The organism is Loktanella sp. IMCC34160 (genome assembly GCF_004145845.1).
Taxonomy (GTDB): Bacteria; Pseudomonadota; Alphaproteobacteria; order Rhodobacterales; family Rhodobacteraceae; genus SELP01.
Genome location: NZ_SELP01000001.1, coordinates 301,578 through 312,765, shown reverse-complemented (window position 1 = coordinate 312,765; position 11,188 = coordinate 301,578). Strand labels below are relative to the sequence as shown.

General features: G+C 64.1%; 10 protein-coding genes. 1 reads left to right on the top strand and 9 read right to left on the bottom strand.

The genetic code is table 11. The features are described 5' to 3' along the window. Nucleotides 1-11 precede the first annotated feature (11 nt). The 8 genes from EU803_RS01505 to EU803_RS01470 all read right to left on the bottom strand — a co-directional run bounded on the left by EU803_RS01505 (nt 12) and on the right by EU803_RS01470 (nt 9,445). Nucleotides 12-1,694 carry a Na/Pi cotransporter family protein gene (locus EU803_RS01505; protein WP_129679086.1) on the bottom strand — a complete coding sequence of 561 codons (1,683 nt, stop codon included), beginning with the start codon at nt 1,692-1,694 and terminating at the stop codon, nt 12-14. Nucleotides 1,695-1,703: 9 nt separating this feature from the next. Further along, a complete protein-coding gene (locus EU803_RS01500; RefSeq protein ID WP_129679085.1) occupies nt 1,704-2,495 on the bottom strand; it encodes a DeoR/GlpR family DNA-binding transcription regulator in 792 nt (263 codons plus the stop codon). 94 nt (nt 2,496-2,589) lie between these two features. After that, nucleotides 2,590-3,426: a DMT family transporter gene (locus EU803_RS01495; RefSeq protein WP_129679084.1), complete on the bottom strand. Its 837-nt coding sequence runs from the start codon at nt 3,424-3,426 to the stop codon at nt 2,590-2,592. Then, nucleotides 3,423-4,766 (bottom strand): aspartate aminotransferase family protein, encoded by a 1,344-nt coding sequence (locus EU803_RS01490; RefSeq protein ID WP_129679083.1) that lies wholly within the window; start codon nt 4,764-4,766, stop codon nt 3,423-3,425. The genes EU803_RS01495 and EU803_RS01490 overlap by 4 nt, the downstream gene beginning before the upstream one ends. Further along, the gene (locus EU803_RS01485) at nt 4,766-5,548 is read right to left on the bottom strand and encodes a metallophosphoesterase (protein ID WP_129679082.1); all 783 of its coding nucleotides are present in this window, start codon (nt 5,546-5,548) and stop codon (nt 4,766-4,768) included. Before EU803_RS01485 ends, EU803_RS01490 begins: the two co-directional genes overlap by 1 nt. Nucleotides 5,549-5,551: 3 nt before the next feature. After that, nucleotides 5,552-6,988, bottom strand: a complete 1,437-nt coding sequence (gene phnY / locus EU803_RS01480; protein WP_129679081.1) for a phosphonoacetaldehyde dehydrogenase — start codon at nt 6,986-6,988, stop codon at nt 5,552-5,554. A gap of 12 nt (nt 6,989-7,000) precedes the next feature. Next, nucleotides 7,001-8,248, bottom strand: a complete 1,248-nt coding sequence (gene phnA / locus EU803_RS01475; RefSeq protein ID WP_129679080.1) for a phosphonoacetate hydrolase — start codon at nt 8,246-8,248, stop codon at nt 7,001-7,003. 21 nt (nt 8,249-8,269) lie between these two features. Beyond that, nucleotides 8,270-9,445 (bottom strand): 2-aminoethylphosphonate--pyruvate transaminase, encoded by a 1,176-nt coding sequence (locus EU803_RS01470; RefSeq protein WP_129679079.1) that lies wholly within the window; start codon nt 9,443-9,445, stop codon nt 8,270-8,272. Between the two features lie 98 nt (nt 9,446-9,543). On the opposite strand from EU803_RS01470, the gene EU803_RS01465 reads away from it, so the two are divergent. Then, nucleotides 9,544-10,407 carry a LysR substrate-binding domain-containing protein gene (locus EU803_RS01465; protein WP_129679078.1) on the top strand — a complete coding sequence of 288 codons (864 nt, stop codon included), beginning with the start codon at nt 9,544-9,546 and terminating at the stop codon, nt 10,405-10,407. Here EU803_RS01465 and EU803_RS01460 read toward each other — a convergent pair. Further along, on the bottom strand, nt 10,400-11,131 hold the full coding sequence (locus EU803_RS01460; RefSeq protein ID WP_242494251.1) for an inositol monophosphatase family protein: 732 nt from the start codon (nt 11,129-11,131) through the stop codon (nt 10,400-10,402). The genes EU803_RS01465 and EU803_RS01460 overlap by 8 nt on opposite strands. Nucleotides 11,132-11,188 lie beyond the last annotated feature (57 nt).

Genomic DNA, 11,188 nt, shown 5'->3' with positions numbered 1-11,188 from the left:
AGGCGGTGGGCCTAGCGGGTGGTCTCTTCCTCGTCCATCCGGGTAATCAGCCGCGTATCCAGAAGCTGCCCTTCGCGGAACAGGATCGGATAGGAGACCGCCGCGATCTGGCCATTGAACTCTTTCAGCGCATGGGCAGTTTCCAGATGGATATCCGACGATTCCATGCTGACCTTCTCGCCCGAGCTGAGCCGCTTGAGGTGCTTTTTCCGGGTCGCCCGGTGCAGGTGCCGCATCTCGTCCTTTTCCGACAACAGAAGCCGTGCGCTTTCCACGTCGTTCGACACCAGCACGCGGGAGGCAAGGTTCATGTTCTGCAAGACCCGGTCATGCATGGTCCGCAGTTCCCGTAGCCCATCCGAGGTGAACCGCACTGCCTTTTCGTCCTTTTCAGCGGCCAGCGGGATCAGCGATTTGGCGACGATATCGCCCGCCGCCTCCAGCGCGATGGCGTATTCCAAAAGATCGCGCAGTTCCTTCTGATCGGCCTTGCGCATCCGGTCCTGTGCGATGTCTGCCGCGTATTGACGTACCGCGTCAAAGGCATCGTTTACGATCTGGTCTTTCGCCCGGATCGCCTGCGCCCGGTTCCTGTCGTAGTCGGTGAACTGGCCCATGACCGGGGTCATCATCTCTTCAACAACCTGTTCCATTCGCAGGATTTCCCGCCGAAGCGAGGCGAGCGCGACAGCCGGTCGGTCCAAAACACTGCGGTCCAGCACCGATTTATGGGCCAACGGCACCTCTGTATAACTGGTCCCGGCAACATCCGGCAAAAGCGTCCGTGTGATCGGGTCCACCACCCGTCCAAGCGGCAGCCCGAGGATCACGACAAGCGCGTTGAACCCGATGTGAAGCAGGATCAATTCCTGCCCCGCCGCCATCCCGTGGCCAAAGACCGCAAGCCCCGTCAGGTTGACCGCCAGCAGCAAAAGCACCGCCGCCGTCCCGCGCAGCAAGAGGTTGGCAAGCGGAATGCGCCGGGCCGCCGGGGCCATCCCCCGCGTCAGCCAGACCGGGATCAGCGCCGACCCAAGGTTCGCGCCCAGCAGGATCGACAGGCCGACACCGGGGGGCAATGCCCCCATCGCGACCACGGTCACGATCATCAGGATCGCCGCGACCGAGGAATGCATGACAAAGGCCAGCGCCACCCCGACGAGAAAGGCAGAGACGAAATCCCGCTCCAGATAGGCCGACAGGGCGGGCAGGACCCCGCTGTCGCGGATCGGCTCCATGGTCTCGCGAAGGAACCGCAGCGCGATCAGGATAAAGGCGATGCCAAGGATGATCCGCCCGGCCTGCCGCAGGTCGCGTCGTTCCGATTTCAGGAAAAAGAACCCGCCCAGCGCCAGCAAGATGGGCACCAGCGCGTCCAGCCGCAGCGACAGGATTTGGATCAGCAGGGCAGAGCCCAGATCGGCCCCAAGGACAACGGCCAACCCGGTGCCAAAGGTCACTCCGCCCGCACCCGCGAAACCGGCCACCAGAAGGGCGACGGCGGCAGAGCTTTGCAGGATGATCGCCAGGATCAACCCCAGCCCGACCGCCCGCGCAGGATGGCCGGGATCCGTGACAAGCCGGCGAAAGGCGGGACCAAAAGCCCGTTCGATCCCCGTGCGAACCATGCGCACAGCGAACAGCAGAAGCATCGTCGCCCCGGCCAGCTGCACAAGGAAGGTCAAGATCGCCATGCCCGTGCCCTAGATCCGGCTTTTCACGACAACGGTTTCAATGCCCCAATCGGTCATCCGCGCCTCGAACACCGGTTTCAGCGGGCGGTCGGTGACCAGCATGTCCACGCTTTCCGGCGCGCAGGCGATGATCGGCGCGGTCTGGCCGAATTTAGAATGGTCCGCGACGACGATCCGGCGGCGGGCGCATTCGGTGACGGCGCGCGCCACTTCCGCCTCGAACGCGCCGGCCAGCAGGAACCCGTTGCGGGCATCCACGGCATCAACGCTCAGCACGGCGGTGTCTATGTTGAACCGGCGCACGAAATCCACCGTGTCGGCGCCGAACGTGCCCATTTCAACCTCGCGCAGTTCCCCACAGGCAAGATAGACGCGGTTGCCGCCCCGCCCGACCAGCGACTGCGCCGGGGTGATGGCGTTGGTCACGATGGTCAGATCCCGGTGGTCCTTCAATTGCTCGGCGACAAAGGCGGTGGTCGATCCCACATCCAGAAACACGCAAGACCCGTTGGGGATCATCCCCGCGACCTTGGTGGCGATCCGGCGCTTTTCGTCCGCCTGCTTGCCAAGACGTGACGCAACAGGCGACAGCGCATCCTTGTTCGTCAGGTAAACCCCGCCGTGAACCCGCTGCACCAATCCGCCCTTGGCAAGCGCCTTGACCGTGCGGCGAATGGTTTCCTCGGACACGCCCAGCGCCTCGGCCAGGGCCGCCGTGCGGGCCGATCCGCCCAGACTGCGCAGGGTATCCAGAAGCTCCACCTCGCGATGGGTGGCATGAGGTTCGGCTGGCTTGACCATTTCGGGCCTCCTTGGCAGAGTCTCGCACCCAATTCCCACGAATGTCCAGAGAATACCACGGGATTTCACGCGCTTTTGTGCGTGAATGTGGGTTTTAGGCCAGCCCGATTAGGACAATCCCCCCGGCGACGATTGCCGCCGACCACAGCCTGCGCCCTTTCGGCCCCTCGCCAAACCACAAGACGCCGAACAGGGCCGCGAAGATGACCGAGGTTTCGCGCATCGCGGAGACCATGCCAAGCGGTGCAAGCGTCTTGGCATAGAGAGCCAGCGCATAGGCCGTGCCAGAGATCACGCCCCCCGCGATCCCGATCACAATCGTCCGCCCACCCATCGCCCGCAACCGCGCGCCCCGTGTGCCCAGCACATAGGCGGCCACGAACACCTCTGCCGTGAACAACCAGGCGACATAGGACAACGCCTGCCCCGACAACCGCACCCCGACCCCATCCGCGATGGAATAGGCGGCAACGGTCAGCGCGGTGCCAAAGGCAGCAAGCAACCCGGCAGGCGGGACCTGCGCCACCTTCCCCGGCCGGACCAAAATGAAGATCCCCAGCGAAATCGCCCCGATCCCCAACCAGGCGACCGGCGGAAGCGCCTCTCCGACCCAAAGCCACGCAGTAAGGGCGATGATCAAGGGCGCGGCCCCCCGCGCGACGGGATAGACCACGGACAGATCGCCACTGCGGTAAGCGGCATTCAGCAGGTAGTAATAACCCCAGTGAATGACCGTCGAGGCAAGGATATAGATCCAAGACTCGGGGGCGGGCGCGGGAAGGTTGGCGGCCAGCGCCACACCGGGGATCACATGGCCCAGCGCGATCAGACCCAGCATGACCGTCCGGTCCCCCGCCCCCTTGACCAGCGCATTCCAAAGCGCGTGCAGGAAGGCCGCGCAGAGGACGATTGCGATGACGCCAACGCTCACGCGGCGGCCCGCGTCGCGGCGATCACGATATCAAGCGCCCGGTCCAGATCGGCCCGGTCGATGGTCAGGGGCGGCGACAGGGTCAGAACGTTTCCGGCACTGATCTTGAACGACAGCCCCTGTTCAAGGCAGGCATAGTAGATGCGTTCGGCCCGGGTCGGGTCTGGCGTCCGCGCATCCCGGTCCGACACGATTTCGACCCCGAACATCAGACCCCGGCCACGAATATCCCCGGCGACGGGGCATTCCGCCAGTTCCTCGGTCAGGCGGCCTATCGCATGGGCACCAAGCATGGCCGCCCGGTCCACCAGCCCCTCGTCTTCGATGATCTCCAGCGTGGTCAGTGCCGCCCGCGCGGTCACCGGGTTCTTTTCATGGGTATAATGGCCGATGGCGAAATCGCCTGCCACGTTCAGCCCCTCGCGCGCCATCACCGCCGCAATTGGCAGCACCCCACCGCCAAGCGCCTTGCCCAGCGTGACGATGTCCGGGATGATCCCGTCATGGTCAAAGGCGAACATGCGGCCCGTCTTGCCCAGCCCCGTGGGAATCTCATCCATGATCAAAAGCGCGCCGTGCCGGTGGCAGGCCTCTTGCACCGCTTTCCAGTAACCCGGCGGCGGCACGACCGGCACCGCGCGCATCGGTTCGGCAATCACGGCGGCCACATCGCCTTCGCGCGCCAGAACATAGTCAACCATCTTCGCGCAGGCCAACCCGCAACCTTCCGGCCCCGGATGACCATAGGCGCAATGATAGCAGTGGAACGGCGCGATATGTTCCGCCCCCGGCAACAGCGGCCCGGCGATATGGCTACGAAAGGTCGCCTCGCCCCCGACACTGGCCGCGCCAAAGCCCGCCCCGTGGAACGCATCCCAAAAACTGAGCGTCTTGAACCGGCCCGTCGCCGCCCGCGCGATCCGCAGGGCGACCTCGTTGGCGTCGGACCCGCCGGTGGTGAACAAGACCCGCCAGCCATCACCGGGGGCCAGCGCCGCCAGCCGTTCGGCCAGTTGCACCGAGACGTCATTGGTGAACCGGCGCGGCGAGAACGGCAGCTGGTCCAGTTGGTCCTTGATCGCCTCGATCAGGCGCGGGTGGCCATAGCCGATGTGATGCACGGAATTGCCATGGAAATCCATGTATCGGCGTCCGGCGGTATCCTCGATCCAGATGCCCTCGGCCCGGGCGATGGTCGATACACAGGGCGACGACAAGGACTGGTGCAAAAAGGCGTCCGCGTCCCGGTCCAGCAGGGCGCGGGTCGCGGGATCATCCTCTCGTGCCGTCCATTCGGCCCGCGCGGCGGATGTATTTGCCTCGCCTTCGGTATGCCGCATCAGACCGGGCTTTCGATGTCGATGGATTGAATGACGACTCGGTCCGCCCCGATCAGGATCACCCCATATTGCGGGCGTTCATCGGTCGCGACGAAATCGTCCCACGTCCGAAGGCTCTGGGGGGGTCTGGTCTGATGCGCAATCGACCGGAGCGTCGTAAACGGCACGCCGCCGATCACACCGGAGACCGGGCGGTGCACATGGCCACAGCACAGGTGTTCGACCTGCGGGGCGGCGGCCAGAAGGGCCACGAACGGTTCGTGGTCCAGAAGCGGCATGTCATCCAACAGGCCCAGCCCCAGTGGCCCGGGCGGATGATGAGCAAAGACCAGAACGCGCCGGTCCACCGTCTGGCGCAACTGGTCCGCCAGCCAGTCCAGACGCGCCTGATCCATCTGACCCGCGTCGCTACCCGGCAGATGGGTATCAAGGCATAACAGCGTCAGCCCACCCGCCAGATCGACCCGGAATTGATAATAGCCCGCAAGCGGGTCCACCGGCGGCAGCGCGGCCAACAGATTGTCCCGGCTGTCGTGATTTCCGATCATCGGCACGAACGGGACAGTCAGGGCGCCAACCGTCCGGGCCAGCGCCTGATACTCTTCTATGTCCCCCTTGTCGCACAGATCGCCAGAGGCGACACAGCACAGGGCATCCGGGTGATCGCGATTGATCTGTTCGATCACCTGTTCCAGCCGGCCGCGGCTGTTGACACCCTCGACCTGCCCCGAAACCGTCTGGTGCAGGTCGGTGATCCAGACGATCTTGTGCGCGAAGACCATCGTCTAGGGCCAGGGCAGAGAGAACGTCTTGACGTTGGTGAAGAACTTCATCGCTTCGATGACCCCTTCCTTTACCCCGTTGCCACTGTCCTTGATCCCACCAAAGGGCGACATTTCGATCCGGTATCCGGGCTGTTCCCAGATATTGACCGTGCCCACATTCAGCCCCTCGATAAAGGCCTGCATGCGGCGGAAGTCATTGGTGCAGACGCCGGACGACAGGCCAAAGGCGGTAGAATTGGAGATTCGCATCACCTCGGCGTCGTCATCGGGAACGCGCACGATGGGGACGATGGGGCCAAAGGTCTCTTCCATCACCAATTCGCTTTCGTGGGGCACGTGGTCCACGACGATCGGCGGCAGCAGCGCCCCTTTCCGGCCCGGATCATACAGCACCTTTGCCCCCTGTTCGGCAGCCATATAGACGCGCTTTTCGAACAGTTCAGCCGCCTGGGCATGGATGACGCAGCCCAGTTCAGTGGCGGGGTCCTGCGGGTCGCCAAACCGGATCGCCTTGGCCTTTTCCAGAACCATCGGCACGAACCGGTCCGCCACGCTGTCCTGCACAAGGATACGCTTGACCGCCGTACAGCGCTGGCCGGAATTGCCCGTCGCGCCCGCCACGGCAATGGCAGCGGCCTTGTCCAGATCGGCATCGTCCAGATCGTTAAGGATGATCAGCGGGTCGTTGCCGCCCAGTTCCAACGCGGTGCGTTTGTAGCCCGCCTTTTCGGCGATCATTTTGCCCACCGGCACCCCGCCGGTGAAGGTGATGATGTCGATGTTCGGGTTGGTGATCATCTCGTCCCCGATATCGGCGGGCAGTCCGGTCACCACCTGGAACATCTCGGGCGGCAACCCGGCCTCGTACAGGATATCCGCCAGCGTCAGCGCGGTCAGCGGCGTCAGCTCCGTCGGCTTGCAGACCATCGTGTTGTTGGTGGCAATCGACGGGGCGATCTTGTGGCTGACCATGTTCAGCGGGTGGTTGAACGGGGTGATCGCCGAAATCACACGGACCGGTTCGCGCTTGGTAAAGATCTTCCGCGCCTTGCCGTTGTGGGTCAGGTCGCAGGAAAAGATTTCTCCGTCGTCCTTCAATGCCTCTGCGGCCGCGAATTGATAGACATCCTGCGCCCGCTTGGTTTCATAGATCGCGTGCTGGTGGCAGATGCCCAGTTCCAGCGTCAGCCATTTGGCAAGGTAATCCCGGCGCTGGCCGATGATTTCGCCCGCTTTCTTGAGGATCTCGCTGCGTTCGTAGCGGGTCAGCTTCGATTGATAATTGGCGGCAATCTCGAAGGCGCGGCGGGCGTGTTCGGCGGTTCCGGCGGGGACGGTGCCGACCACCTCGTTGGTATAGGGATAGCGGACCTCGATCACCTTGTCGGTAAACACAACCTCGCCGCCGATGCGCATCCCTTCGTTGCGAATGTCCATTGGCAAATCTCCTTACAGGGCCGCGGCGCGGGTGGCGTAGAAGAACGCATCGAAATTCCGCAGGGCGGGGGCGGTCGGTAGGTCGGGCATGACCCGGTTCACGATAAAGGGAACCTCCTGTTCGGTCAGCCCGCCGTGGCTGCGCAGCGGTTCCTTCAGCGCCGCCAGATCGTGCCGGTGGGCCGAGGTTCCGATGGTCATGTTCACGGTGGAAATCATCGTCAGGTCACCAATCCGGTCGGCGGGCAGTTCATAGGTCGCGACCGCCTCTTCCTTGGTCAGAACCTCCAACATCTGCGGCAGGGCCTTCAGACGGGCAATGATGTCCGCGCGGTCGGCCCCGTCCGGCAGATAGGCGGTGGCGAAACTGCCCAGCGCGCCGTGGTGCACGACATAGGGGTCGGTGATCGGCAGGATGACGCGGGCCGCGTCCTTGCCCAGCCAGTCGTCCATCAGGTCCTGCACATAAATCACCGCCGGTTCGCCGTCTTCGTCGTGCTTGGGCTTCATCCCGTGGTCTGCCGTCACCACGATGGCGGCACCCAGCGCGTCCAGTTCAGTCAGGTAGCGGTCGAACATCGCGTAGAAGTCCTTGGCCCCCTGTTCATCCGGCGCAAACTTGTGCTGGATGTAGTCGGTGGTGGACAGATACATGATGTCGGGCTGCCATTCGCGCAGCAGTTTCACCCCGGCGGCAAAGACGAACTCCGACAGTTCTGCCGAATAAACCTCTGGCACCGGCATTCCCAGCCAGTCGCTGGCATTGTCGATGCCGTGCTCGGCCTTCGTGGTTGTCCCCGACCGTTCCGACGAAAATGCAACCGCCCGGTCCTCGTCGAATTTCAGGCCCGACCCGAGAAGCGCGCGCAGCTTGTCCTTGGCCGTCACCATGGCGACCCGCGCGCCAGCCTCGTAGAACTTGCTGAAGATGGTCGGCGCGCGCAGAAACCGCACGTCGTTCATCATCACCTCTTCGCCGGTGTCCGGATCGAACAGGAAGTTGCCGCAGATGCCATGCACCGCGGGCGGGCGGCCCGTGGCGATGGACAGGTTGTTGGGATTGGTGAACGAGGGGATCACCGAATGGGCCAGCCTGTCGGTCCCGGTTTCGCGCATCCGCTTTAGGGTGGGCATCAGCCCCTCGGCGATGGCCACCTCGAGATACTCAGGTTCGCATCCGTCCAGACAGATCGCGATGGCGCAGGTCTTGGGGGCGGGATAGGTGCGGTCGTTCGCCGTCACCTCGGTGGAAATGGTCATCAGGTCTGGTCCTTCGTCTTCTCAGGCTGCGAGTTTCTTGCGTTCTTCAAGCGCGGCGGCGGGCGGGGCGGCGTTTTCCACACCCATCTCGGCCAGCGCATCGCGGGCGGCGTCAACCACCCGCGTCATGACATGTTCATCCATCCGGCCGATGCAGCCGACGCGGAAACTGTCCACCACCGTCAGCTTGCCGGGGTAGATGATGAACCCCTTCGCCTTCATCAGGTCATAGAAGGTGGGGAAGTGGAATTTCGGGTCTGCCGGGCAGAAGAAGGTCACGATGATCGGCGACAGCCAGCGGTCGGCCAGCAGGGTTTCAAACCCGAGGCCGCGCATCCCCCCGACCATCACGTCGCGGTTGCGGGTATAGCGGGCCCCACGGGCCGGAACCCCACCCTCAGCCGCATGTATCTTCAGCGCCTCAAGAAAGGCCGCGACCACATGGGTCGGCGGGGTAAACCGCCATTGGCCGGTCTTTTCCATCGTTGCCCATTGCGCGTGAACGTCCAGCGACAGAGAATGGCTGTTGCCCTTCGCCGCCTCGATCTCGGTCTTGCGGACAATGACAAAGCCGAACCCCGGCACCCCTTCGATGCATTTATTGGCCGACGAGACGAAGGCTTCATAGCGGATCTTGCCCGGCTCCAGCGGCAGGGCACCAAAGGCCGACATACTGTCGATCAACAGTTTGCGGCCAGCGGCATAGGTCGCCTCTGAAATCTCCTCGATCGGGTTGAGGATGCCGCTGGAGGTTTCGCAATGGATCGCCAGCACATGGGTAATCGCCGGATCGGCGGCGAGGATCTCTGCCACCTCTGCGCCACGCGGCGGCAGGTAGTCGCCCTTGTCCAGCAGATGTTTTGCCCGGCCCAGATAGTCCAGCGTCGTTGCCGCCCGCAGCCCATAGGCCCCGTTGGCCAGCACCAGCACCTTGCCGTCGCGGGGCACGAAACTGCCCAGCATCGCCTCGACGCAGAACGACCCGGACCCCTGCATCGGGACACAGTCAAAATCTTCCCCGCCCGGGCCCAGCATGTCCAGCAGACGGCGGCGCAGATCGCGGGTCATGGCGCGGAAATCATCGTCCCAACTGCCCCAATCCTTCAGCATGGCCTGCTTCACCTCATAGGCGGTGGTCAGCGGACCGGGGGTCAGCAGATAGGGCTCTCCCATCTTGGGGGGTGGAAAGGCGGTCATAGCGCGCTCCCTCGGGTGGCAACTGCTGGTCAGGTTGCGGGACTTCGCATTATATGTAAAATCTTTATATCCTATCCATTTATAAGGATTGCATATAGATGCGCTACAGTCAGCTTCGGGCGTTTCACCATGTGGCGGTTCACGGTGGGTTTTCCGCCGCCGCAGCTGCCCTGCACCAGACCCAGCCGGCCCTGTCGGATCAGGTCAAGCGGCTGGAACAGGATCACGATGTCCTGTTGTTTTCGCGGGATGGGCGCCGCGTGCGACTGACCCCTGCGGGCGAGGACCTGCTGCTGCTGACCCGCCAGTATTTCGAGGTGGAAGACCGGATCGCCAGCCACCTGCAACAGGCACGGGCGGCGGTCACGGGCACCCTGCGGATCGTGGCGGATTCGGCCCTGCATGTGACCGACGCGCTGGGCGCCTTTCGGGCCCGGCACCCCGATGTCTTTGTCCGCCTGACCACCGGCAATTCGCAACAGGTGCTGGCGGCCCTGCGCAATTATGACGCCGAGATTGGCATTCTGGGCAGCCTTGACCCGGCCCCGGACCTTGATTGCCGCGATCTTGGCGAAACCCCGATTGTCGCAATCGTCGCGCGCGGGTTCCTGCCCCCCGGAACCGTCAGCCTGTCCCTGTCAGACCTGCGCCAGATGCCGCTTGTGTTCCGCGAGACGGGGTCGCGCACCCGGGCCGCGCTGGAAACCGCCGCCCGGGCCGCGGGCGCGCGCCTGACCCCAGTGATCGAGGTGGAGGGCCGCGAAGCCATGCGAGAGGTCGTCGCCTCGGGTGCGGGCATCGGTTTCGTGTCCGAAGCTGAACTTGGTTATGACCCGCGGATCGAACGGGTGCCCCTGTCGGGCATGTCGCTGGCCATGACCGAAACGCTGGTCAACCTGTCGATGCGGCGTGACCTGCCGGTGATCCGGGCCTTCCTGCGGGAAATCGACGGCGCTAGCTGAACACCTGCTGCAACAGCGCCGCATGAAGCGCGGGCGTTGCCGCCGCGACCACCCGCCCGTCCGACTCGAGCGTCAAGGGCTGCCCCTGCCAGTCGGTGATTGCCCCGCCCGCCTCTTCCACCAGAAGCGATACAGGCAGGTAGTCATAGGGTTCCAGCCCGCAATCGACGACCACATCGACATGCCCGGAGGCCAGTAGCCCATAGGGTGCGCAGTCGTAGGAAAACCGGCGATTCTGGCCAAGCTGCATCAGCCTGGACAGAAGGTCCGGTTCGGTCCGCCACAGCCGTTCGCCTTCGTTGACATAGATCGTCGCCGCCATCGGATCGGTGCAGCTAGAGACGGCGATCGGCTGGCCGTTCAGGACCGCCCCGCCGCCACGCGCCGCCGCGTAGAATTCATTCACCGCCGGCAGGGCCACGGCAGAGGCCTGCACGACCCCGGCCGCCATTCGGGCCAAAAGCATTCCAAACAGCGGGTGCCCGGAAATGAAACTGCGGGTGCCGTCGATCGGGTCGATGATCCAAAGGGCGGCGCTGTCCCCAGCGACGCGTCCAAACTCTTCCCCGAAAATGCCATCCTCGGGAAATTCCGCCGCGATGCTGTCCCGGATGGCCCGTTCCGTGGCCCGGTCCGCCCGCGTCACCGGGCTCTGGTCGGCCTTGTGGTCGACGTCCAGCACCTGCCGGAAATGCCCAAGCGCGACCGGCGCTGCGGAACGCAAGAACTCGACGGCCCGATCGCGAATCCGAATGGCCTCGGGCGCATCACTGGCACCGGA